A 25,877-nucleotide genomic window follows, 5' to 3' on the forward strand; every position below is an offset into this window, starting at 1 on the left:
CCACAAGATGGTTCCTTCCCTGGGGGCGGAGCTTCCCTGTAACATCAAAGCGATGTTCTATGAACATATTCCGGGATTCCCCAAGTTTTTCACCATTCAACCAATATGTAGCGATGCAATCAACCCCGTGGAAAACCAATTCAACCTTGCGCCCTTCCACCTGTGGCGGCGTATCGAATTCCCGTTCATACCACCACTCATAAGTTTCATAAGGGCGAAGCTTTCGAATATTGGCGCCGAAAAAAGGCTCAGGAAGCCTTCCTGCCCGGACAAGATCCAGCTCCACATTACCGGGCACATGTGCTTCTACAGGCCTAAGCCCTGCGGAATGCAGGGCTTGGAGGTCTTGTATATCTATTTGTCCTTCAGGGAAGTAATAGAGCTGCCATTTTCCGTCTAGGTTTACCCGGTACATTCATATCCTCCTCGTTTCTATCCCGTTGATACTCGGCACCCCAGCCCCATATAAGGCATGTAGCCCATTGATGGAAATCCACCGCCATCTTATTTCAGATATGCCTCATAATGACCACCCTTACCTTTGACTGGTAATTGCTGTCATTAACCCCCATTCCTGACTCTCGGCACATAGCCGACATCAATACCGAGCATATGTATGCGGTCAGTCAGGAGCATCAATTCACCCCTGACTGACCGAGAACACATGGCCGACGCTTTGCACCACCTGATTCCTATAAAAGTAAGTTTATTTGCTATATTTCTTGCTCAACTCCTGCAACAACTTATCGAGTTTAGGTTTGAGAGTCGATATGACTTCCTTAGCACTTGCCTTACCGAGAAGCAGCCTATCTAATTCCGCATTAGTCAGGTTCTCGATCTCCGCCCAGTTAACAAGTCTATGATTTGAAGACTCCTGGCTATGCTCAATCGCGCCAAGAACCGCTTCCCGTAGGGCTTGCTTACTTACTGAACTCTGAACCTTAGACTCTACTGTGCTGAACATATCGCGGCGTAGTGAGAAAGCCACATAACCCTTCATAAAGACCTCTTGGCCTTCTTTACTAACAGCAAACTTGACGAATTCCCACGCCTCTTTCGGATGCTTACTTGTCTTAGCTATCATCCATGGGTCTGTAAAGAGCACGCCCTTCCGCTGCGTCCCCATTGGGAGAGCGCCGACCGACCATTCAAATCTATTCTTTACCATGTTACTCCAGTTTTCAAAGAACCATGCACCAGTTGCGCCCATGGCAACTTTACCACTCGGAAATGGACCACCAAATTGTTGAAACATCTGAGACTCAGCAGGTGTAGGAGATACATGGTGTTTCCAGGTAAGATCTGCAAACTCTTGGAGGCTCTTGATCACATTAGGATCATCCACCAAGGAGTTCTCGCATAATCCCGTCTCATATGCCTCCTCGGGGAACCAACTAGCGCCCCAAAGCCAGGCATAGGCATCCTTAGGCCACAAATCCATTACCACACCAAATTGTGTTATCTTGCCAGACGATTCTTTCTTAGTGAGTTTCTTAGCATATTCCACCATTTTGTCCCACGTCCAAGTCTTATCATTCCAGTCGGTGGGAATTCCTGGAAGGCCAGCTTCATTAAAGAGGTTAACATTATAATACATTAGGGAAGGGCCGCCGCCTAGTGGAAGAGCTAATATCTTACCTTGCCATTCCAACCCTTTTATTGCTTGTGGATAAAAGATTGACAAGTCAATTCTGTCATTCTTGATATATGGACTTTGATCAAGGGCTATTCCCCTTATTGCATAATCCGCATAACCGCCTGCCCCAACGGAAGAGAATATATCCGGCGGATTGCCACTTGCAAACATAGTCGAAAGTTTAGGTTCGTATTCATTCCACGAAACGATGATCTGTTCCACTTTTATATCAGGATTCTTCTTCTCAAATGCCTTAACCAACTCATTTATGGCCTTGTTCTCATATGGATTTGTACGCCACAGAAGCGTTATCTTGGTTGTCGCAAACATTGAACCAGATACCACTGACATTAGCAAAAGGGTCAAGCCGGTAATGATGAAAACCTTTTTCATCAATTAAACCCTCCTATTCGCCTTTCTTTTCAGTATCTTTCCATGGACAACAGGAAACCCAACCCAGCTCGCCGGAGATGGGCGAGCCAACCTATGCCCTCTATTAGGTGACCTATCCCTTTAGCCCCGTTATTACCACCCCCTGTATAAAGTATTTCTGAGCAAAGAAGAAGAGGAGAAGGCATGGCAGGGTCGCAACAAGTGATGCTGCCATAAGTAGATTCCATGCACTCATTCCATACATCCCGGTAAACCGGCTAAGCCCTAATGCTATAGTAAGCTTCTCAAAGCTGTTAAGATAGATTAGAGGGCCCATAAAATCGTTCCAGGTCCACATGAAAGAGAAAATTGCCACTGTTGCAAGACCCGGCTTTATCAAAGGCAGTAATATCCTCCAGTAGATATCAAAATAACCACACCCATCTATACGGGCCGCGTCATCAAGCTCCAGGGGGATGGTCATGTAAAATTGCCTTAATAGAAAAATGAAAAAGGCGCCTCCACCAAAATAGCTGGGTATAATGAGAGGTTTAAAGGTGTTCACCCATCCTAGAAGGCTGAACAAAATAAAAGTAGGGATCATCGTAACCTGAGAAGGAATCATCATTGTGGCCAGGACTAGCATGAAGAGAAGATCTCGCCCCCTCGCCCTTAGACGAGCAAAACCATAAGCCACTAATGAGGCCGAGAGTATCTGCCCAAGCATGGTACTGAAGGTGATCACTGTCGTATTCTTAAAGAATAGACCAAAAGGCAGGAAAGTCAGCGCCTCTTTGAAGTTGCTCCACACCGGAGATTTAGGAATCCATTCCGGTGGGAATATAAATACTTCATCGAGATTCTTTAGAGCAGTAGAAACCATCCAGAAAAGAGGTATAAGGATTATGATACTGGTAAGAATTAATGTTATATAAAGCAGACACCTGATGCCCGTCTCTACTATTAACCGCTTTCTGCTTCTACGCAAGGCTTTTGTCACCTCCTAGTGGTAGTTGCCTCATAATATACCCAGAGAGAAGAGGATCTGAATATCGCAAGTGTAAGTATCAATATTATTAGAAATAAAACCCAGGCTAACGCCGATGCGTATCCCATCCTAAAATATTGAAATGCATGCTGGTATAGATAAAGTACATAGAATAACGAGGCGTAGTGAGGTCCTCCTCCAGTCATAACATAGGCTTGCGTAAATACCTGAAAAGAACCGATAATTCCCATTATTAAATTGAAAAAGATCACGGGGCTCATCAAGGGTAAAGTAATAGAGCGGAACTTATACCACGAATTTGCACCATCTATCTCCGCAGCCTCATACAATTGGGTTGGGATCCCTTGAAGCCCCGCAAGGTAAATTACGATGCTACCGCCGACACCCCATAGACTCATTAAGACCAATGCAGGGATAACCCATTGCTCGCTCATCAACCACATTGGACCTTGAATATGAAATAGCTTGTGGAGTATGTAGTTTAGGATCCCAAATTCTGGATTAAAAATCCACATCCACAAAAGAGATACTGCTACTCCTGATACTACAGAAGGACTATAGTAAATTGTCCTAAAAAGGGCAAGTCCATATACCTTTTGGTTGAGCAACAAAGCAACTATTAAAGATACAATTATCCCTAATGGGACACTGAATAAGGAATATAGCGAGGTGACCTTTAGCGCCTGCCAGAATAGAGGGTCATGTAATAATCTTGATATATTCTCCAGTCCGACAAATCTGGGGGGACTAGCTATGTTATATTCTGTGAAGCTGAGTACAAGCGACGCTAATATAGGCCCGGCGGAAAAGACGAAAAAACCCAGGATCCAAGGCGAAATGAAAAGGTAAAAATAGCGTTCCTCAACACGTGCCAAATGGCTCTGTCGATGACGATAGGCGGGTGTGATGCTACTGTTGTGTCGCACTCCTGATACACCTCCCTAGATATACTGGTCTCCCTGAAGGACAGCTACCAATTTGACGAGATAAATTCACAAAGAGGATAGAGACAAGGGTCCATTGGAGAGTCAATAGGATGTACTATATTATTGATCCCCCCTTATTGCAGGATCCCACCATGTCACAACCTGAGTTCACGAAATATATAGGGAAACCTACGATTATCTCGACATTTTGTCAACCTTGTCTACAATTTCTGATATTGGTCGGATCGCGATCTATGGCAATTACTTAGGGATTCCTCAGCAAATACTCAATCGCAACAGTCCCGGTGCCTGTCAAGAACGAATCGCCCTTCAGGCTCGATCCTATGATCTCTACCCGGTTGGCTACTTCGGGTAAAAGGCGGGTCAAGGCAACTTCTTTTACAGTATCAACCCATATCTCGCCTGCCTCAGCCATCTCATCTCCGAGAATCACCATATCAGGATGGAAAGTGTTTATCAGGTTCACCACGCCATATGCCATGTACGTAGCAGCTTCCTTCACAAGAGCTACAGCCAGCTTGTCTTCATGCTTCGCAGCTTCAAGGATAGCCTGGAGGGTGAGTGGATCCACCTTGGAAAGAATGGTCTCCTCCATGCCTTCTTCTATCATTTTTTTCGCCTTTCTCAGAACCGCGGAGCCTGAACAATATATCTCAAGACACCCGTAGTTCCCGCACTCACACCTCGGTCCATTGAAATCTATGCTGGTATGGCCTATCTCTCCAGCCATGCCTGAGGAACCATGATATACCTGTCCATTCAGTATTATGCCAGCGCCCACGCCTCTCCCGTTCGCGACATAGATAAGGTTCTCGACTTCCTGGGCTGCGCCAAACCACTTTTCAGCAAGGGCAGCTGCATGGGCGTCGTGTTCAACAATCGTTTCAATATGGAATTCTGATTGAATGATTTCCTTCAGCGGTATATCACGCCAGCCCGGGAAATTGCTTATGAAGGCGACCTTGCCTTCTCTGATGCTGAGTGGGCCCGGAGCTGCTATTCCTATCGCCTTCACCTTATCAGCAACCCCACTATTCTGCAGTGTTTTCCGGATTGTATCCTTCACCGCAGTTAGCACTTCGCCAGCCTGCCTTAGCGAGGAGATCTCGACCCGTTCGGATTGAAGGAGCCTGGCATTGAGATTGAATAGACCGCATGTGATATAACCCCTGGCCAGACGCACACCGATGACGAATCGACTATTTGGGTTTATCTCAAGCGCAATCGCCCTGCGTCCCTTTCGCCCGACCAGCGCGCCCGTTTCAACTATAAGATCCTTTTCCAGCAGGTCCTTGGTGATATATGTTATAGTCGAAGGCGTAAGACCTGTCAGACTCGCCAATTCCCTCCTGGATATCCTGCCTTTCGAGTGAAGGATCTGCAACACAGTGGCTCGATTCTGAAGCTGGACATCCTCCAGGTTTTTCCCTGAATAAGGAAACTCATTTCTCCCATTCATTTACTGCACTGCTCCATTTAACAATCTGTTTCTTGAGTATGGGGTTCTTTATATATAAAGGAATCTAAAGCCTCGCACTCCATGCTGGCGTAATGGCGCCAAGAATCAATAACAGATGATCTCATGAATCTCTTTCAAGGCTTATGAATTAATTCCTTGAATTAAATCCAAGTCATAAATTCTACATCTGCGCCAGTTTTCCTTCCCGGTCGATAACCATAATTTAAATTTGGAGGACATGAAACCTGTATAAGTGGATAAGAGATCATTATCGAAAGGTTCCTTCCGGTTAGGGGAGGGGGTAGAGAGCACCCTCCAGAGGAAGGCGCTCCTTACCCATGATCTGTTTTCCAGCTGTTATCCAATCAAGTTCCATCGGTCATTTAAAGAAATATTGCTCCGGCACAGTATTACCAGGGGTCAGCTGGAGCCAGTCTGAAATGGCAGTCTCAGGGACATTCCTGAAGTGATTTTTCACGATCACCAGGTGCGGAAGCCCGCCCACCAGGCCGATATTCCAGATGTTTTCCGCGTTGATACGCATGATTTGTTTGGCCAGGGCTATCCTTTCATCGTCATCCGCTGTAAAAGGCTCACCATCAGACCATTTGATACCTTCCCTCGGATGAAAGGAGGGTTTTCGGAAACTCCCGCCGTCATGCTGATAATTAGTTTGATGCCCTCAAGACGGCAGTTTCCAACCTGGTTCATCTTTCCTCCACTGCCAGATATCCGCTAAACTCGACCCATTCAAATGGTTAGGCCTTCCATAGAGCCTGCCTGGCAACAAATCCCTTGCTACCTTATACTCCCATCTGGATATCCTTTATTGGTGATACAAACATAGAAAGGAGGTCAGATGGAAGATGCTCAGAAAACTTCGGAAAATCAAAGACTTCCGAGCCTGACTCCATGAAAGGCTATCCTCATTATTCCCCTCCTCCCAGAAAGAAATTACACGTTACGCCGACCTAATCGATAAAATGCACCTTCTCGACCTCGACCCAGCCATGACTCTTATCGCCTCTCATTACTCTCACACCGGAAGGCCTGCAAGAGACCCTTCGTCAATGTTTCGGGCCCTGCTTTGCGCAAAACATATTGGAATACAGGGTATAACCAAGCTCGTCTCACTCCTGAAATCCTCAGACATTCTTGCCACAGCCGCAGGCTTCCATCCTGATGACATCCCGGGAGTCGGCACATTCTACGACTTCATGTATCGCTTATGGGGCGAGGACAAAAAACGCCTTGCCATAGGTTCGGCCGGGACGCCCACAGAGACGCGTTCGTCTTCGGCTACAACATCCATACCCTCACTGCAGTAACAATTTCAGGTCCCCTCCCTGTGGCTCCTTCATGCCAGGCAGCATCCACCCACGACTGAATCATGTTCCTCATCGCCCTGAATACACTCCTGCTCTGCCAGAAGATGCGCCCAATATCTTGCCACAAGAAACCTATCTATGGGTTCATTGGGGACATGGCCCATGACATAAACTCCATCTATGAAACCCTTACATACTTCAAGATCAAGCCTTTCATCCCTTTAAACTCAAGGTCTAGGCGCATCCTTCCTGGACCACTTCGTATCGACCTCGACGGGACCCCTATCTGCCCCTCTGGCAATCGCATGTGCTACTTCGGTCTGGATAACCGTAGAAAACGCCTCACATGGCGCTGCCCCAAGATCTACGGCTCAAAGGCTGACAGAGAAAAGATCATCTGCACCTTTGGACCTTGCTCCAATACTCCATTCGGGCGAGTCATACACACCAAGCCAGCTTGGGATATAAGGGCACACCCTTACCCACCCAGATCATCCCCAAGGTGGAAGAAGACTTATACCCTGCGATACCAGTCTGAGCAAATCAACAATTTGATCAAAAACGTCTACGGCCTTGACGGCCAGAGATCGAGAAGCCGCTATCGCGTCTTCTGGGAAACCATCCTTTCTGATATCCTAGTCCATCTATCAGCCTGGGTAGCACGTATATCACCTGGGATCGTCAGATCCATTGCCTACCTTACTTATGGGTATTAACCGACGCTTGTGCCCCTGAGTCGGACTCTTCCGGCATTCATTGCTATTAAGCAAGAACACTCGCGCCCAAAATACATCATCTACGTCTGGTTCATAGAAGAGCCCGAAATTCCTCGGGCAGATATTCCCCCGTCAGACCTACAGAAGAATATCCTTATGGGCTCTCTTCGGGCCATGACCTGGCGGACTGCCGATTCAATAACTCGAATCTCCTCGACGCTCTCGGCTTCACGCAGCTTATCAAGAAGTTCTACATATTCCGAGGAACGATCAAGCTCATCCTTTTCCACATCAGCAACGATCGGCCACGAAGGAGGTTGTACTTCGCTATCTTCCCGGCTCTTCTCCTTCAACTTAAAATAGCTGGTCAAATTCCATGCGACATCCTAGTAAAGGCTATCGCGCATGCTACTGTGTATATGGACACATAGCAAGATTTTTGGAACTATATGTAATATGGCTGTCTAGAATAGACAAGCGTTTTGCCTCATGGCTTTAACCGCAATATCTCTAGTGATCTCCGGAAGCCTCACCCGCAGGACTTTGTCATGCACGCTCTCTATCTTCTCCTCGATGGCTTTCCCTTCAAAAGTGTCCCACAGGATGATCTTATATGTGCCATTTTGCCATCCCGTCAGCGCCATTTCGCAAGGAGAATGAGCGGGAATTGGCTCGGGCGCGCCTTCGCGCTGTATTCCGCCAGATGGCTTATTCTGCACCCAGATGAGAGTCGTGTTTCTCCCGCGAATGCCAAAATAGCGTAGTCGTATTCCGCCCTTGAGGTCACCACATGTAAATCTCGCGTCTTCTATCCGGCGAAACTCCTCGCCCGGGAAGTCTATTCCCTCGATAAACCCGGCGAGCGCCCTGAAATGGAAGTAAAGATCATGAGGATGAATATGGTTATCCCACCACCAGGACATGGCGCCCCCGGCGGCCCCAGAGAGCAGGCTACTCCATATGGCATCGTGGATCGCAAGCCCCTGAGGATCAACCACTGCATCGCGCCCGCTGACATCAAGGCCAAATTCCCCGACATAGTGTGGCTTACCGTAGGCTTCTTTCCGCTGTATGAGCCGCACAAGAGCTGACTCAGGATCGCCGTTTCCGTAACGGTGCGTCTGAACGTAATCAATGCCCGCCAGCAGATCTATTTCCGGCTTTCCCTCCGGACGGGAGAAGCTCGTTGTTATGAGATGCTTCCATGGGTCAATTGACCTTAGAAATTCGGCCATCTCCTCGTGCCAATTCTTTACTTCGCCACCACGATAGGCTACAGGCGAGATTATGTCCACCTCGTTCCAAAACTCCCAGCTGAGCACATGGGTTCTATAGCCATACCGCGCTACAAGATAGCGGAGCTTGTTGCGATAAAGGCGCAGCATTTCAGGATTGGTCCAAAAATCTCCAGGTTCCTGCAGAGGACCGCCGTTTGCCACATTGTGGGGAGTTTGCTCCCAAAAAGGATATGACCCGTCACGTCCCAGGCGAAGCTCATTGTAACTATCCAGGCAGAGCATCACATAAAGCCCGAGGCGCTCCGCCAGGTCCAGCACATAGTCAAGTCTCCAGGCACTGGCGAGGTCGATTTTCCCGACGGCGGCCCTCTCAAGAGCCAACGTGGCCCATGCCGGCCCTAGCCATACCCGGAAATAATTACATCCCGCTCCTGCATATGCAGAAAGCCAATCATCGTAATCAAAAGTGCCCCTTGGGCCCGCCCAGCATATATTTGCCCCAATTGGCACGTAAGGGATTCCATTGTCGAAGGCGAAGTACCGGCGATCCTTCGTGCTGACTCGCACATATCCAGGATTGGGCGAAGGAATTGCCTCGAATGAGAATTCTTTCGACTTAGCCATAGCCCCGGTGCGATCTCGTGCTGTGATGAAGAATCGATAGATGCCGGTTTCGGTTGGCGCAAACCGGATTCTCCACTCAGGCTCGCCTTCGGGTATCAATATTTCCTGAGCTCCTTTTAGCTCCCTCCGGTAAGGCCGGTATAGGAATCCCGGTACCTTGCACTCCTTGCCATCAGGTCCGTGGAAATGCGCGGCAATATCTATCTCTTCTGGATCGAATGCATTGTTATACGTCCCCTGCACATCGAGACGTATCTCAAGGCACTCGTACCTGGGCACGGACCGCGGTTCCCACCCTATAGAATTGATGCAGAGCGGCCTATCATCCTGGAATCCTTCTTGCCCGCAGGCAAAAGCAGGCGCCATGATGACCAGCGCCATGGCGCACATGAAAGCCAAAATCCATGTCAGAAGTTCCATAATCCATTGCCCCTTCCTTAAACGAGGTGGCAGGCAACCCTATGCTCCGGTGAGACTTCTTTGAATTCCGGTTCGGCCTCATCACACGCCGGGACGGCAAATGAACACCTGGCTTTGAACCTGCATCCTTTTGGAAGATCTATGGGGGAGGGTATTTCACCCTGGAGGGACGCAAATCTCCTGGCCGGCCTTCCGTCCCTCGGAATCCTAGGGACCGCGGCAAGCAACGCGCGCGTATAAGGATGAACTGGATTGCCGTATATTTCATCTTTGGGACCTACCTCTATGAGCTTCCCAAGATACATAACCGCTACCATATCCGATATATATTTGATCACCGCGAGGTCGTGGGATATAAACAGGTAGGATATGCGAAATCTTTCTTTTAGATCCTCGAGTAAAGATATTATCTGAGCCTGTATTGAAACATCAAGGGCCGAGACTGGTTCATCGCAAACGATGAGTTTTGGATTCAGGGCCAGGGCTCTAGCTATGCCCACCCGTTGCTGCTGACCGCCGGAGAATTCATGTGGAAAGGAATTTATGAATTCCCGCCCTATCCCCACTATATCCAGGAGTTCCATGACCCTCTCTTTTCTCTCTTTTGTCGTGCCTACATTATGAATGATGAGGGGATCCTCTATAGCCTGACCTATGGTCATTTGCGGATTCAAAGATGCCAGAGGATCCTGGAAGATTATCTGCATATGCCTCCGCTTTGCTCTCAGGGCTTCCCCGTCGAGCCTTCTTATATCTTCGCCATCGAAAATTATCTCCCCGGCATCTGGTTCTATGAGCCTCAATACGGCCCTTGCGAGGGTGGACTTCCCTGATCCACTTTCACCGACAAGGCCAAGGGTTTCCCCTTCCTTTATGGTCACAGAGACTCCGTCGACAGCTTTAAGGGGCCTTCTTCCTCTCATGAAATATTTGCGCAGTTCTTTTACCACGAGCGTATCAAGCATATGCCCCATCCCCCTCTGCAAAATGACAAGCGACATAATGAGAGTCCGCAACTTCTTTTAGTTCCGGCATACTATCCCTGCATATATCTACAGCGCGCTTGCATCGTGGGTGGAATCTGCAACCAAAGGGTGGATTCTTCAGGTTGGGCGGATTGCCCGGAATTGGTTCCAGTCTGCTATCCTCTACATCGATATCCAGGGTTGACCTCATGAGGCCTATTGAATAAGGGTGAAAGGGGCGCATGATGAATTCCTCAGTCGGCGCCATTTCCACTATTCTTCCGGCATACATGACCGCAATGCTGTCACAGAAATTCGTCGCTATGCCGAAATCATGGGTTATGATTATGACGCTCATGTTGAGCTCTTCTTTCATGTCCTGGATTAGGTTCAGTATTTGAGCTCTCACTGTAACATCTAAAGCGGTGGTAGGCTCATCGGCGATGAGAAGCTTTGGCTTACACGCCAGAGCCATGGCTATCATGACCCGCTGGCGCATGCCGCCGGAAAACTGGAAAGGATAGTCGAAGAACCTTCCCCTGTATTCGGGGATCCCGACCCTCTGCAGGAGTTCCAGAGCCCTCGCGCGCGCCTCCTCGCTGGAAGCGACTCTATGCCATATCAGGGGTTCTATGAGCTGCCGGCCTATGGTAAGTGTGGGGTTCAGGCTCGTCATTGGATCCTGAAACACCATCCCTATCTCTTTTCCTCGTATTTCCCTGAGTTCGGCCCTATTCAGCTTGAGAAGATCCCGGCCGTCGAATATGGCCTCGCCTCCCTCTATCCTTCCATTACTCCTCAGAAGGCCTAGGAGAGAAAGAACCGACACAGATTTCCCTGACCCGCTCTCCCCTACCAGACCTAGGGTCTGCCCGTATTTCAGGGTGTAACTTATGCCATCTACAGCCTTTACCACCCCGTCGCTTCGGTAAAAATAAGTCTTCAAATCACGCACTTTAAGCAATTCGGCCATATCAAGTCTCACTCCTCGGATTGAGCGCATCTCTGAGACCGTCACCTAGGAAAGTAAAGCTGAGAAGTGTAATGCCGAAGGTCAAAGCGGGCCAGATCAACAAGTGCGGGAATCCCATAACCATTCCCATGCCTGCTCCTATGAGGTTGCCCCAGCTTGGCATCGGGGGCCTAACGCCCATGCCGATCAGGGCAAGGCCGCTTTCCATCATCATGGCGTTAGGGATCCCGAATGCAAGGCTTATTATTATAGGGCCAAGGATATTGGGAAGGATATACCTCCTGATTATGTGACTATCCCTCGCCCCCAAGGCTCTTGCAGCCTCCACGAATTCCTTTTGTTTCAATGCCAGGACCTGGCCCCTGACCAGCCTGGCAAGACCGGCCCAGCCTGTAATGCCTATCGCCAGGAAAATAGTGAATAGTCCTCTCCCCATGACTGTGACGAGGATAACATTGAAGAGGAAGGTAGGAAATGCAAACATTATGTCGACTATCCGCATCAATATGATATCCAGAAGGCCGCCACGGAATCCTGCCATTGCCCCCAATGTTGTGCCTATAATAAGAACAACCGCCTGGGAACCAAAGGCCACGATCATTGCATTCCTCAGGCTGTATATAAGCCTACTGAACATGTCCCGGCCAAGGTCGTCGGTCCCGAAGATGAAATGTCTATTGGGAGGTTCGAAGGCATGTTCATAATGAGCTTCATCGTATCCATACGGTGCCAACCATGGTGCAAGGACGGCTACCAAGATCAAGATTATGACGAAAATCCCGCCTGCGATAGCCATCCTATTTTTACTGAGCCTTCTCCAGGCGGCCCCCCAGTAACTTGAAACATGTGCCCTTTTCCCGGTTCCGGGGGAATGCCTCGGTTTTTCTATTCTGACTTCCATACAACCCCCTCCACCATGACTATTGGAATTTTATCCTTGGGTCAAGCAAGGCGTATACAACATCAACAATCAGATTCATCACCATTACCGCTAGGGCAAGGATGAAAGTTGAGGTTACAAGAAGGGGGTAATCCCTCATAGCGGCGGCATTGACGAAAAGCTGGCCGAGTCCCGGGACCCTGAAGATATTCTCAATCCACACCGTTCCCACCAGGAGGAACGCTATTTGAGGCCCCAGGATAGTGACTATAGGTATCAATGAATTCCTCATGGCATGTCCGAATATGACTGCCCTATCAATCCCTCCCTTGGCATAAGCAGTTCGTATGTATTCCTGATTTATAATGTCAAGCAGGCTCGCCCGCATATATCGGGCTATCCCGGCCATTGGACCCAGAGCCAGAGTCACGACTGGAAGTATCATCTGCTTTGGACTTTCCCACCCTGACGTAGGGAGCAGACGCAGGTAAACGCTCAGGCATATGACAAGAATCACAGCGATAACATAGGGCGGTATAATTGTGCCGATCATTGAGACGAACATGGCGGAATAATCAATCCAGGTATTCCTCTTTAAAGCCGCTATAACCCCAAGCGGAATGCCCAGCACTATGGCCAGCCCTATGCTCAAAAGCGATAATGTGAGGGTCACCGGGAACTTCATCCGTATAAGTTCCTCTATGGTCATGGTAGGGTTGGAAAATGAAGGCCCGAATTTGAACACAAAGGCATCCTTGAGATATCTAAGTATTTGCTTCCATATAGGCTGGTTTATGCCATACTTATTTTCAAATCCCTTTATGAGGACCTGCATTTGCTCCGGGGTGACAGATGTAGATCTTGCGGCAGAGGAGAAGCGCTGGATGTCAAAGAAGTTTCCCGGGGCGAGATACATGAGATAGTACGTTATGGTTATTATGATCACCATGGAAATGACGATGGTCACCAGACGTCTGGCAATGTACCGCAGCAGGGCCATACATCACACCCTCCGTTTCTAGGGGGGCTTTGACGCCCCCCTCCGGCCATTTCCTTCAAGTCGCGTCAAATGGTCAAATCCTATTTGACTTTTAAGTATTTGAAGTTGAACACCTGAGGTCCCCATGAGAATTTATAGATCATCACGCCCTCGAGATTGGGCCTCTGTACGTATTGTATTTTATCTGTATAGAGAGGGACCATATAGGCTTGATCGAGGATTATCTGAAGCCCCTTTGGCACTATTTTCATTGCTTCTTCAAATGGTAACCTGCCTGCAGCATTGTGAATTCTCCTTGCCATCCTGTTGGTCTCATTCATGCCCAGGTATTGCAGCTGGAGTTCCTCCTCGCTTATAAGGACCCTATTGGCCTGCCTCCAGTACTCAGTCTTTTGGTTGGCATCCCTGGCTTTTTGCCACTTTTCGTAAAGATCATCAACCTGCTCATCAAAGGTGGGCTTTATGCTCATAGCCTCCCGCCAAAGCTTATCCGGCTCCTTTGCAAGGATCTCTTTCTTGGAGGCGACCAGTTTCGCCTTCTTATCCAGGATCGCCTTCCAATCGGCGTCAGTCTGCCCACCTTCCTTCCTCAGAAAAGCGTCCCACTCTTGCTCGAGCTCGTAGGACTTCTTCCTAATGCTAGCAGGCATGTCGTAAAACCACATAGTGTGACATGCATTCTTGAAAAGTGCTTCACCGCTGAAGGAATTCATGGGCGCCCCTATCAAGGTAAAACCTGCGCCGGCATCAGGCGCGTAGTTACCCCAGACATATGTGCTCCAATAGAGACCGCTTTCGATGTTCTCTATGGCTACCTTGATCCCGAGATTCCTCTTCCACTGATCCACCAGAAATTCCGCCACTGGATTGCTAGCGCCGGTTATATAGAATTTCAGCACCGGGAGGCCGCTCCCATTTGGATATCCTGCCTCAGCAAGAAGCTTCTTGGCCTGCTCAGGATCATAAGGTATCTCCTTCAGGTTGGCGCCGATTGGGTCATTCTTGGTCCAGTAGGAACCAGTCGCGATCGCTCTTCCGCCCAAAACTGTCTTGACCAAAGCTTCCCTATCAATTGCCATCGCCAGCGCCATCCTGAGTTTCTTATTGTCCAGGACCGGGCTAAACCCACGTGATATCTGATAACCCTGCCAGAAAAGGTCATTTAAGGTTTCCTTGAAGTGCTTTGAAAGCTCTCGATTGGCCTTTACGTATTTGAATTCCCCTACATTGGTTATCCAGGCCAGATCAAGCTCTCCTGCCTCATATGCCTGGAGTCCGAGGCCTCCAAACTTGAGCACGACTTTATCCACATTGCCGCATTCCCCGACATAATTCAGATTTTTGACAAGCACGCATTCCTTGCCGGGAGTCCAAGATTTCACCACATATGGCCCGTTGCCCACGAAATGTTCGGGCTTCCACCAGTCGTTGGGGTAGGCTTCGACCGTTTTCCTGTGGACAGGAGCCGCCCCGCCTATAGCGAGCCAGCAGTGGAAGTCGAACCTGGGCCGATCAAGGGTGAACTGCAGGGTATAGTCATCAAGGGCCTTCACCCCAAGCTGCTCAGGTGGAAGGGAGCCTCCCTTCACCGCCCAGGCGTTTTTGACATACTGGAGAGGACTCGCCCAGTAGGGGACGTCGGGAAGCGCGGGGCTCGCATAGTAGCGGAAGGACCACTCGAAATCCCGCGCTGTAACCGGATCACCGTTAGACCACTTCTTCCCCCTTTTAAGCGTTATGGTCCAGGTCTTGCCATCTTGGGAGTAAGTATATTTCTCCGCCACAGCAGGAACAACTTTGATTTCTCCGAGATTGCCGGGGTCAGGGGCGTAACCAAAGAGGCCTTCATAGATTGTTCCTTGAGCCAATATATGCTGAGCCTGCCAGTAGATGGGGTTGAAACTGGGGATATCAGGGAATGGGAAGCGGACCACGTTTTCCCTGGCGCAGGCCACACCGGCAAATGAGATGGCAAAGGCCGCCACGATGATAGAAATCAGGATCTTCCTTCTCATCTCGGACCCTCCTTGAAATCTTATTTCTAACGGGAAGCACCTCAACAGGTTTTACAGGGGATCGACTCTTAATCTGTAGAACACCCACCTCCTGTAACGTCCTCATCCGAACCCAGGATAATCTCATAGTGGAGAAACGGCCCCATTCCGTCCAGTTCTACGACCACCTCCCCGCATGTCTCGTCCACGGTGATCCCCCGCACGCGATTCCCGGCATCATCCAGGGCAAAGGCCCGTATCTGGGTATCACCTCCGGCTTCCTGAAGCCAGCCCCTGTCCATGGAAATCCTTGCTCTTACAGGTTCAATCACCACCGGCCCTTCTCCCTCATCCATCAGGGTATCGCCCTCCCACCTCTGTCCCATGTTCTCAGCCCTGCTTACAGCGGTAATGAGGAGGCGCATCGGGAGCATCTCCACGTCTGGCCCGGAAAGCTTCACCACGAGAACGGATGCGAAATGGTTTTCCACCTTAAACCTGATAGAGTTAAGCCTTATCTCCTTTCCCTCGACGAAGCCCGATACCCCCTTTACCAGTGGCGTATCGATCCGCAGGATCCCACTTCCGTAATCCCACTGAAGCTCTCCTGTATCGCTGGTGAAGGTCCGGGCTTCCAGCATCTCCTGGCCTTCCAGCTGGATGCCCCAGTAGTGGAAGGCATCCAGGCAGAAGGCCGGAAGCCAGGCCATATCAGGTCCCGGGTTCGTCACCACGGCGCCCCGGGGGCCGATGTACCCGGTCATCCGCCCCCCTTCCTTCTTCTCCAGGGGGAAGGCATCCACGGTCGCCTCCGGCTTCACCTTCCCGATGTTCCGGTTGTGAATATCCGTATACGGGCAGTCGGCATAGTTGATAAAGTGCCTGGCGGCCTCATAGTTCCCGGTGGGGGTAAAGCCGCTTGCCAGTGCCACATCCGCATCCCCGGTATAGGTGGAGCCTATGTAGCGCGCCTGCACGCGGACCACAAAGGGCAGGAAGGAATAAGGTTCCCTCCAGTGAGGCTGCGGGTAGAAGGTATCCACATCCGTATAGCACAGGTCTATCACGTGGCGGGCCGGGGCAACCGCGCCCTTTAGGAAGATGAAGGCACAGGCCTGGACCAGGCCCCAGATCGCCGGATCATTGAAGGAATTAAAAAAGCCCTTCATCCCCTTCTGGTGTGTCGCCTCATCCCAGTTATTGTGGGAAAAGGAGAAAAGCAGGAGCCCATCCCATTCCTGGAGGCTCGCATAGGCCGAAAGGAAGGGCATCACATCAGACCGGAATTCGGTCGGAAAGGGGGCGTTCCATTCGGTGACCACAAACGGCTTACCTGCCGCCCTGGCCGGCGCCAGGGCACTCACGAGATTGGCCATGAAGGGTCCTGTAGGGGGTGCAAAGGGGTTACGGGAGACCATGGTATGCCTGTGAAATCTCACAGGAGGTGAGAACCCTCCTACCGGGTGGTTCCAGTAGGCGTTGTTTTCGGTCACGTCCATCAACGCCTGGGAACGCAACCCGGTGGGGCCGTTGGGCAGGTTGCTACCGTTGATGGCGCACTTTACCCCTATTCCCCGGAGGAAGGTATACCAGGTGGAAAAGTAATCCTCCTGAGCCTCATGGAGGAAACGCAGGTGATCATTATACCTGGCGGCCCCGTCCACGCCCTGGTAATCGCGCCTCCAGGACAAGACCCTCTCCCCCCATTCCCCGACGGGCGGACGCATCACTGTCCCCTCCACCGGGTCCTCCCCTGACCCGAGACCCTTCCTCCCGTCCCGGTCCGTCCACGCCATATCAAGGGCCTGCCTGCTGCCGTATTTGCGCACAAGCCAGTCATTCCAGAGGGAGTCGATCTCCTTGAGGTATGATTCGGGTATCTCCCACGCCCTCCAGAAGGCGCTATTCTCGTTCACAATCTGGACTATAGCTATAGCCGGCTCATCTACATACCTCAACTTCGTATAGGGGTTATAGTGCAAGAGCAGATTTGCCGCGAACTCCTGCTGGAGCTGTCGGAGTCGCCGGTTGAAGAAGACGATGTGCTTCGGGGCAGCCGGGAGGCCCTCCCAGTCCATGATGCCATCCCCGGGCCCAAAGCTCCTGAGGGTGAAAAGGTCAAGGTGTATGTAGATCCCCCTCTTTTTTAACTCCGAAACCAGGAAGTCGAAGCGATTGAGAGCTTCCTTATTCAGGGACCTGGAAGCGGACCCGGAGGAATAATCGATATACGAAAGAGGACGCCTGGCATCGCAATGGTGGAACCTTACCATATTCACCCCCGAACGGGCAAGCTTCTCGGCAAGCACCGTAGCCTGCTCGTGGCTTGGGAAGGCCGCATCGAAGACCAGATTTACTCCGAAAAACCGGGCGCGCGTGCCATCCTCAAAGCATAGATGGCCATCCTTTACCCTTACAAACCCGTGCTTACCTGCAGGCGGGTCCAGAAGGAAACTCATGTCCATGGCCCCGCCGGGGACCCTGTACCAGGGCATCTCATACTCCAGCATCACAGGGGTCTCCAACCCCCCATCACCCCTTGTATACATTGGAAGCTGTTCGGAAAATCGCGATTGCTTTATCTGGCCAAACACGGGAGAGCCAAGCCACGCACCAAGCCAACCGAGGATGACCATGACTACAAATTCAAGACGGCCTTTCTCCGCCAAAAACCCGGGAATGGAAAACAGGACTGCGCTCACCACTATGCTTATCACAAGGAGTATCAAAAACTCAATGAATCCCGTGCCGATCATTCCCTAGCCCTCTCCCGTCCTGCACCGTTTCCGTCAGTAAAGCCCCAACGAATCATGATATACCCGACATGAATGCCACCAGAAGCAATTTAAATGAATGGCAGGGCTAGCCCGCTCTCCTATTGCGGTTTCAGACAGCCCCTCTCGCGACGGACACGCTTAGATTAGCAGGTCTCCGATTCTGCCCCGTCTCAGGAAATCAGTAGGCTCGTTAGCCTTTCTCTTTCCGGCGAAGAGCGCATATTGCAATGTGACCCTGTGATTTTAGTTCTGCTTATGCGGAGATTGTGTTCCGAAGCTAAACGATGGCTGATTAGGCAAAGAATCAAGACCACAGGTATGGAGGGTAAGATCGTGTGTCGTTAGGTTCGACAATTACAGCTTTCTTCGATAATTCCAAATTTTCGATGCACGGACGCAGATTCCTGCTAACCCCAAGATATTTTATTTTCAGTCTTGCAAAGATAATTTGCCCATATCGAAAATAACCCCGTATCATACTAATGCCTTCCCGCAAGACATCAAATCCCACGCATGAATCCCAGCACCTCGCGCTGGAGGTCTCTGGAGGCTCGGACAGCATTGGCTGGCTCATTTACTGTAAAGGTGTGTACACCGGTCCAGATCGATCACCCGTTCCGGAGTAAATCGATCACCCATTCCGATGTGAACCGATCAGCGGTTCCGGGACAAGGCGATCACCGGTTCCGCATGAAATCGATCAGCGATTCCGGAGTAACTCGATCACTCATTCCGAAGCTACATGGGCACAGGATCTTAAGTCCTGGATAGAGTCTCATTGCCGGGGCTTTGAGTTTTTTAATGGCGTCACCGAGATCTTAATTCCTGATTATGTTGCGCATAATCAGGAATTACCCTCCGCGGCACTCCCCCGAGGAACTCAAATGCCAGATAATGCCCCTCAAAGAAAGCCTCCTGTTTTTGACGTAGGTAGGCCCTCACGAAAGATACCCTGGAGGCGCAGAGCCGCATACAGAATAGATATACGGTAGTAAGTTCATTTCCCAGGTATACCTGGGCTTCACCCCAGTCAAAAAGAAATAGCTATACCAGAAGATTCATGAGAACTCAACCCTATCTTCCGGGCCGAGACCACTGAGTTTCCGCAATTCACGGTGGACCTCCTGAGGCAGAAATCCTTTGCAGAATCTCACTCTGTTTGAGAGCCCCGCCAATCAAGGGAAGACAATGCCGATAAGGAAATAACAAAGGGCCAGCAGTTCGCTAGCCCTAAAGAGTATTCTCAGTCTATTCCCTCTTCGTAGATTCACCAAATTGGGCAAGGATCTCGATCATCGTATTTGGGCACTAGACACTCTACTGAACTCGCACTATCATTACCTCTCCGCCCGGGATTCTCACAAGTCCCCCTACATCCTTTCCAGTGATAAGCTCATACCCGCGGGGAATCTCCACACTCACATCATTATCGTCATGATTCAAAAGGAAGATGTAGTCTTGCCCTCCTTTATTCCTAGTAGTTACCTCCACCCCGGCTGGAGGCCTTACAATAGGCTCGATTTGGGATTCTCCCAGTATCTTGCTGATCAACTTCTCATACGGGGCCTCTTCCAAGAACCATGTGCCAATGTAATACACCTTCCCCTTCCCGTAGGAATTTAAAGTGGCAGCGGCATATTCCTCCAGCCCCTTCTCACAGTAGCGAGCTATGGCCCTCGCTTCTTCGGGGATTATCCAATCGGCGAAGATGCCAGCCTTATGTCTGCCACCACCCAATTCCTCGTCGAACGCCACTTCATAGATCATACTATCATCTAGAGCCTCATATTCCTCTATCCTGATTCCCGCCGTCTCTCTGAGAAGTCCGGGAAGAGTCAAGTCATAGGGCACGTTATATTCGTCTTTTACCCCGCTTCTGAACGTGGTGACAAGGACGCCGCCGTCTTTGACGAAGCGCTTAAGGTTCTCCGCGATAGAAGGCGTGATTATATAGGCCGTTGGGAGGATGAGGAGACGGTAATCCGTAAGATCCCCATCTGGCTTCACGAAATCTACGTCTACACCTTGGCGCCGCAGGGCCTTGTAATAATTCAAAAGGTGTTCTGTATAATTGAAATCCTTACTATTAGGCTGGATCCGAAAAGCCCATCGATCGTCATATGAAAGGCATATGGCCGCTGGCGCCTTGACCGTGGAACCCCCTATTTCAGGAGCGATTTTAGCGAATTCATGTGCAACCTGCGCTGCTTCCTTATATCGCCTGCCGGGTATTCCATCATGCGGGAGAAGCCCATGCCAGTACTGCTCGTGACCGAAGCGGCAGGTCCTCCACCGGAACCAGAGAAGACCATCTGCGCCGTGAGCCACAGCCTGGTAATTCAAGCGACGCATCTCGCCGGGCCTGAGGTTACGGGAATATACGCTGCTCCCCGTCGGGCCGGCGCTAGTCTCCATTATCCAGAAATTTCTGCGCTTCAACCCTCTCATAAGATCATGGGCGGCGGCGCCCCAGAGATATGCTTCCATCCGTCTATTCCAGTTCCAGTTGTAATAATAGTCCCATGAGACGAAATCCAAGTCCTGAGCCAACTTGTAATAGTCAAGATTATCGTAGAACCCCATAAAATTATGTGTTATGAAATGGTGGGGACAGAAGCGTCGCAGTATATCTATCTGCTCCTTTTGAAATGAGACTACTTGGTCAGAATAGAAACGGGCATAATCAAGAGCCAGGCTCGGGTTGCTCCCGTCCCTTTGAGGTAGTGGTACCTCTTCCCATGTCCGGTATGTATGCCCCCAGAAGATAGTTCCCCAGCTCTCATTTAGACGGTCGATTGTGTCAAACCGCCTGGCAAGCCAATCGTGCCACGCCGCCTTACAGGTGTGACAGTAGCAATTAGGCGCCCCAAATTCATTATCTGTCTGCCATCCTATGACCGCCGGATTATCTGCATAGTGCTTTGCCATGGCTTCCGTGATGCGCTGGCTGAGAAGCCTATAGGACAGGCTTGTAGGGCAGTTATCCTTACGTGCCCCGTAAGGGATTTTATCCCCTTTTATGTCCGTAGCCACCGCTTCGGGGTACTTCAGGGCGACCCACGCTGGCATGGAACCCGTCGGCGTTCCAAGGATGACGTTAATACCTTCATGGTGAAGTATCTCGATGGCGCGGTCAAGCCACGAAAAATCATAGATTCCCTCCACGGGCTCGAGTTTTATCCAGGCAAATTCAGCCATACGTACCACATTGAAGCCCGCTTCTCGCATCATTCTGGCGTCCTGGGGCCAGCGATCTTCAGGCCAATGCTCGGGATAATAGTCGACTCCGACGTACATGCCCAAACATCCCCTCTCACAGAATAGTTGCCGATTCTACCCTGGCGGCATCGTTGTTGAAGGAAGGAAAGCGGCGCCGCCAGTAGATCCTTGGTGATTCAATAACACTGAGCGCCACATTTACCTTCGAGAGACACCGTCGGATTCCTTCTATAGGTATACAAGCTAGATCTTCGGAGTTGCACCCCACGTGGGAGGTATATATAAAGGGCGCCATCGCACTATTCCCATTGCTATAACTTTGGAGTGGGATATCTGCAGCATCACAGGCATTGGCCTGCCTGAAACCCTGATTTGTCATGCGGTGACAATTCATTCCTCATGGACAACTGTCATGCCCAGTCTATTCGCCACGGGTAAGTATCACGCCATGACAGTCTATTGCTGCGGATAGCTATCATGCCATGACACTTTGTTCGCCACGGGTAAGAGTCATGCCGTGACACCTGGATAGCTGTCATATGATGACACTTGGATAATTGTCATGGGATGACAGTTTATCCGCCATGCGAACTGTCACGCGGTAACGGCTTATTGGACATGGATGAGTGTCATGCCGTGACAGCTTTCTTCGGCTGTAATCTGCCATGCTGCGACATCTTATTGTTCGATGATCATCACTACATGATTGGATCGCATGTGCGCGACAATCTCAAAATCCCATATAGATAGCCAGCTCCAAAGCCGCAGCCAAATCCGGGCGCAAGGCCATCCTGAATGCCTTCCACTTAACTCAGGTGGAAATACGATTGAAAGTGGAGCGCCTATTGACATTCTCTTATATAATCTCTATACTGTGAATATACGATATGTACAGAGGGTGGTGATGCCGTGCAGCTTCATGTATCTTACAGCAATCCTGTTCCTTTATACAGACAAATAGTCGATCAGATAAGGGAAAAGGTGCTGTCCGGCGAACTCGTCCCTGGCGCTAGCCTGCCCTCCATCCGCCAGCTTGCCCAAGAGGCAGGGACCAGCGTTATAACCACCAAGCGGGCTTATTCCGAGCTAGAGGCAGAAGGACTCATTGTAACCAAGGCAGGACTGGGGTCATTCGTAGCTGATCTTGACCTGGAGGATTTGAGGACGATCAGAATGCGCTCCATTTATGAGCGTCTTTCTGAGATTGTGGCTGACGCGAGGGCAAATGGCATAACCAGTGAAGAACTTATGCGGCTTTTCAGGGAGGCGATAGAATGACGGCTGATGCCGAGAATCTCAGGGAAAACACAGCCCCGGCGCTCTTTCTATCAGGGGTAAGCAAAACTTACCCGAGATTTACTCTTAAGAAAGTGTCTTTTACGCTGCCGCGGGGCTACATCATGGGATTTATTGGACCAAATGGCGCAGGCAAGAGCACGACGATAAAGATTATCATGAATATGGTGAGAAAGTCAGGGGGCACAGTGAAAGTCCTGGGCCTCGACCATAGCGGACACGAGATCGAAATCAAGCATCATATAGGGTATCTCGGTGAGGAACCTCATTTCTATGAGGAGATGACCCCTGCATGGTTTGGGGCTTTTGTCGGGAAGTATTATCCGACTTGGGACCTGGCTTATTACCGCTCGACGCTAGAGAGATTCAATATAGATCCATCGAAGCGGGTCAAGGACCTTTCCAAAGGGATGAAGGTAAAATTGGGCCTCGCGCTTGCCCTCTCCCACAGGCCTGAACTCCTGGTGCTCGACGAACCCACAAGTGGCCTGGACCCGGTTATCCGGCATGATATCCTGGCGGAACTCATGGCCGTCATACAAGACGAGAGGCGGAGCGTGTTCTTTTCCACCCACATCACGCAGGATGTAGAAAAGATAGCAGACTACGTTACATTCATCAACGATGGGAAGATCGTGATTTCTGACGTAAAGGACGACGTACTGGCTAGATGGAAAAGGATATCATTCCCACTTCCTGTATCGCGCGGCGCGGCAGGTTCGCTGGCCCCTTCCCAGCTTGAATCTGAGATTCTCGGGGCCAGGGAGCGGATCGAACAGGCGATGCGACAGGGCCTGGGGAAAGCATTTGCTGCCTACAAGATCGAAGGAATCACATTCAAAGGTATCACGAGCGACTTTTCTCAGAATGTGGCAGCCGAGATCGCTCGGCTTGCTGGGGCCAGGCCGCAGGTATTTCCAGCATCGCTTGACGATATTCTTGTAGTCATCGTTAAGGGGGCCAGAGCATGTTAGATCTTGTATATAAGGATATCATTCAGGGCAGGAAGCTGATCTTGATGTATCTGGCAATGGGGGCAGCCATGGGATTGGCCCTGTCATTTGCCGTCACGAATGTGGGCAGTATAATCGGCATGTATATGCTCGTCTCCGCATATGGCTTTGCCGTTAGATCAACATACGATGAGGATAAAAATGGCTCCTATATTTTCCTCAAGGGGCTGCCGATTTCAGATATGACGATAGTCCTAGGCAAATTCCTGTCTGTGTTCGCCGCGTCGATGATTTTTGCTTTAGTCTTTGGGGTAGTTGGTATAATCGAACAGGGAATCATCGCATCGGAGTTTGGCCCCGGAACAAACGAAGCGCTTTTGAGGGATCCGGGCGCTTTTTTGCGCGAATTCCTCCGAACCCTTGCTATTCTGTACGGCCTGGTTTTGATAATATCAGGCGTTTACCTCGCGATGTTCTTTTGCCTGGGGTATGCCAGGGCTACCGCCTACAACCGTTTCATCATGATTAGCATTGCGGCGTTTACCGCAATAGGAGTCGCGATGATTCAGAAGCCCCATGGGGCGCCCCCAGCATGGGCAGTGGCTTTCGCGGCATGGATAGAATCCCTCGGACAGTCCTCGCTACTTCCATTACTGGTGATTGGCGCAGGCTTGATCATTTACATTCTATGCTGGGCAATATCGGTAGCAAGAGTCCGGACAAGAGACTGGTCATAGAATGGCCCCGTAACAGAAATGCCTGGTGGCCCATAGTGATCCCAGGCCGGGCTTTGCCGCGTCCAGATCCCTGGCGGCCCGACCTGCAATCACTATATGCCGGGCCTCGCCGCGTCCGGATCATGGATGAGATAATAAAGGAGATTTCGCCGCTTGACAAATGTGCCGATAGCGAGTAATATTTTTGTTGTGATGTGCGCCATTAGCTCAGTTGGTAGAGCAGCTGACTCTTAATCAGCGGGTCGGGGGTTCGAGTCCCTCATGGCGCACCAAGTTTTTACAAGCCAGCAAAATCAGTCAGCTGCGCCGCTTCGCGGGCGGCGGGGGCCCTACCCCGCCGGGCTACCAAAAATGCTAATCAGCAGTTCAGTTTAGTGAACAGCTGATATACGAAAAGGGAAAGCTGATCCGCATGCTTTGGCCCCTCGACAGGAGGGGTAACTTTGGCAAAAACGGTAATGCGTAGTAGGCTAGGTCCAAGGCCGTGCCCTGCGGCTGGCACGAAGACGCATGAGGGGCCGGGGTGTGGAGATGCGTCGCGCAGGCCGCAAAAGACATGGCAGGAAGCGCTTTCAGACTTTCTCCTAATGAAGCAGGCGCATGGGCTTAGGGAACGCACCCTGCGCGATTACAGAAAGAACGTGACCCTATTTTTCAGGAAATTTCCTAATGCTTTCGAAAGCGAGGAAAAGCTGCTGTCCTCTGTATACGAGTATCTGGGGCAGAAGCTTAAACCGGCCAGCTACAACCTGTACCTGATATACCTCAAAGCGTATTTCAACTACTGCGTGCAGCGCGGCATCATACGCGAAAACCCCCTGAATGGATTCAAAACGAAGCAGGCAGAATCGAGAATAGTGGACATCAGCCCTCAAGACTTGAGGAGGCTAGTGGATGTATTCGACCTGGGTATATATACGGGCCTCAGGGACTATTCCCTATTCCTGCTTCAAATCAACACCGGCATAAGACCTGGTGAAGCTCTCAAACTCCTCCCAGAGCATTTCAGGCTCGACTCAGGCGTCGTTATAGTGCCTGCCGAGATTTCCAAGACCAAAAGAGAAAGGATATTACCCATCGACACGAGGCCAGTGCTATCGATAAAGCAGCTTCTGTCGGTGAGGCCTCCGGATTGGGGAAGCAATTCGCCGGTGTTCAGCGGCTGGAACGGCGAGATATTGTCCGAGGGAGCATGGTGCCATAGGCCTATGAGGTATGGGAGGGCCATTGGGCTGGATATCCGCCCCTATGATCTCCGCCATTTCTTTGCCATTACATTCTTGAGGCAGGGAGGCAATATTTACGACCTGCAGGCGATAATGGGGCATACCACA

General features: G+C 50.5%; 21 protein-coding genes and 1 tRNA gene. 7 read left to right on the plus strand and 15 right to left on the minus strand.

The features are described from left to right. From HPY52_15115 to HPY52_15140, 6 genes are all read right to left on the minus strand, one after another. A partial coding sequence (locus tag HPY52_15115) for a glycoside hydrolase family 2 (protein ID NPV81567.1) occupies positions 1–415 on the minus strand: 415 nt, incomplete at its 3' end. A 291-nt stretch (positions 416–706) separates the two neighbouring features. Beyond that, the gene (locus HPY52_15120; GenBank protein ID NPV81568.1) at positions 707–2,029 is read right to left on the minus strand and encodes a sugar ABC transporter substrate-binding protein; all 1,323 of its coding nucleotides are present in this window, start codon (positions 2,027–2,029) and stop codon (positions 707–709) included. Between the two features lie 112 nt (positions 2,030–2,141). Beyond that, positions 2,142–3,008: a carbohydrate ABC transporter permease gene (locus HPY52_15125; GenBank protein ID NPV81569.1), complete on the minus strand. Its 867-nt coding sequence runs from the start codon at positions 3,006–3,008 to the stop codon at positions 2,142–2,144. Beyond that, positions 3,005–3,925, minus strand: coding sequence for a sugar ABC transporter permease (locus HPY52_15130; protein NPV81570.1), 921 nt, complete (start codon positions 3,923–3,925; stop codon positions 3,005–3,007). Before HPY52_15130 ends, HPY52_15125 begins: the two co-directional genes overlap by 4 nt. 283 nt (positions 3,926–4,208) lie before the next feature. Next, positions 4,209–5,423, minus strand: a complete 1,215-nt coding sequence (locus HPY52_15135; GenBank protein NPV81571.1) for an ROK family transcriptional regulator — start codon at positions 5,421–5,423, stop codon at positions 4,209–4,211. 379 nt (positions 5,424–5,802) lie between these two features. Continuing rightward, on the minus strand, positions 5,803–5,967 hold the full coding sequence (locus HPY52_15140; protein NPV81572.1) for a hypothetical protein: 165 nt from the start codon (positions 5,965–5,967) through the stop codon (positions 5,803–5,805). Positions 5,968–6,493: 526 nt separating this feature from the next. On the opposite strand from HPY52_15140, the gene HPY52_15145 reads away from it, so the two are divergent. After that, positions 6,494–6,751, plus strand: a complete 258-nt coding sequence (locus HPY52_15145; GenBank protein ID NPV81573.1) for a hypothetical protein — start codon at positions 6,494–6,496, stop codon at positions 6,749–6,751. 62 nt (positions 6,752–6,813) lie between these two features. Then, positions 6,814–7,467, plus strand: a complete 654-nt coding sequence (locus tag HPY52_15150) for a hypothetical protein (GenBank protein NPV81574.1) — start codon at positions 6,814–6,816, stop codon at positions 7,465–7,467. 80 nt (positions 7,468–7,547) lie between these two features. Here the strand turns inward: HPY52_15150 and HPY52_15155 are convergent, their stop codons facing one another. The 9 genes from HPY52_15155 to HPY52_15195 form a co-directional block, all read right to left on the minus strand. Then, entirely contained in the window at positions 7,548–7,838 is a 291-nt protein-coding gene (locus tag HPY52_15155; protein NPV81575.1) for a hypothetical protein, read from the minus strand. 93 nt (positions 7,839–7,931) lie between these two features. Beyond that, positions 7,932–9,749, minus strand: coding sequence for a DUF5060 domain-containing protein (locus HPY52_15160; GenBank protein NPV81576.1), 1,818 nt, complete (start codon positions 9,747–9,749; stop codon positions 7,932–7,934). Positions 9,750–9,766: 17 nt separating this feature from the next. Next, on the minus strand, positions 9,767–10,714 hold the full coding sequence (locus HPY52_15165; protein ID NPV81577.1) for an ATP-binding cassette domain-containing protein: 948 nt from the start codon (positions 10,712–10,714) through the stop codon (positions 9,767–9,769). After that, the gene (locus HPY52_15170) at positions 10,707–11,687 is read right to left on the minus strand and encodes an ABC transporter ATP-binding protein (protein ID NPV81578.1); all 981 of its coding nucleotides are present in this window, start codon (positions 11,685–11,687) and stop codon (positions 10,707–10,709) included. The genes HPY52_15165 and HPY52_15170 overlap by 8 nt, the downstream gene beginning before the upstream one ends. A gap of 1 nt (position 11,688) precedes the next feature. Continuing rightward, positions 11,689–12,588, minus strand: coding sequence for an ABC transporter permease (locus HPY52_15175; GenBank protein NPV81579.1), 900 nt, complete (start codon positions 12,586–12,588; stop codon positions 11,689–11,691). 19 nt (positions 12,589–12,607) lie between these two features. Continuing rightward, positions 12,608–13,567, minus strand: coding sequence for an ABC transporter permease (locus HPY52_15180; protein ID NPV81580.1), 960 nt, complete (start codon positions 13,565–13,567; stop codon positions 12,608–12,610). An 80-nt stretch (positions 13,568–13,647) separates the two neighbouring features. Continuing rightward, positions 13,648–15,582 (minus strand): peptide ABC transporter substrate-binding protein, encoded by a 1,935-nt coding sequence (locus HPY52_15185; GenBank protein ID NPV81581.1) that lies wholly within the window; start codon positions 15,580–15,582, stop codon positions 13,648–13,650. 68 nt (positions 15,583–15,650) lie between these two features. After that, positions 15,651–18,317, minus strand: coding sequence for a hypothetical protein (locus HPY52_15190; GenBank protein NPV81582.1), 2,667 nt, complete (start codon positions 18,315–18,317; stop codon positions 15,651–15,653). A 1,338-nt stretch (positions 18,318–19,655) separates the two neighbouring features. Then, positions 19,656–21,635: a beta-galactosidase gene (locus tag HPY52_15195; GenBank protein ID NPV81583.1), complete on the minus strand. Its 1,980-nt coding sequence runs from the start codon at positions 21,633–21,635 to the stop codon at positions 19,656–19,658. 831 nt (positions 21,636–22,466) lie between these two features. Between HPY52_15195 and HPY52_15200 the strand changes: the two genes are divergently transcribed. The 5 genes from HPY52_15200 to HPY52_15220 form a co-directional block, all read left to right on the plus strand. Continuing rightward, positions 22,467–22,835, plus strand: coding sequence for a GntR family transcriptional regulator (locus HPY52_15200; protein ID NPV81584.1), 369 nt, complete (start codon positions 22,467–22,469; stop codon positions 22,833–22,835). Beyond that, positions 22,832–23,827: an ABC transporter ATP-binding protein gene (locus HPY52_15205; GenBank protein NPV81585.1), complete on the plus strand. Its 996-nt coding sequence runs from the start codon at positions 22,832–22,834 to the stop codon at positions 23,825–23,827. Before HPY52_15200 ends, HPY52_15205 begins: the two co-directional genes overlap by 4 nt. Continuing rightward, positions 23,821–24,543: a hypothetical protein gene (locus HPY52_15210; GenBank protein ID NPV81586.1), complete on the plus strand. Its 723-nt coding sequence runs from the start codon at positions 23,821–23,823 to the stop codon at positions 24,541–24,543. Before HPY52_15205 ends, HPY52_15210 begins: the two co-directional genes overlap by 7 nt. A 196-nt stretch (positions 24,544–24,739) precedes the next feature. Next, positions 24,740–24,815 (plus strand) — tRNA-Lys (locus tag HPY52_15215). A 171-nt stretch (positions 24,816–24,986) separates the two neighbouring features. After that, positions 24,987–25,877, plus strand: an 891-nt coding sequence (locus HPY52_15220; GenBank protein ID NPV81587.1) for a site-specific integrase, incomplete at its 3' end; no start/stop codon positions are given.

This window comes from Bacillota bacterium, assembly GCA_013178415.1.
Classification (GTDB): domain Bacteria; phylum Bacillota; class SHA-98; order Ch115; family Ch115; genus Ch115.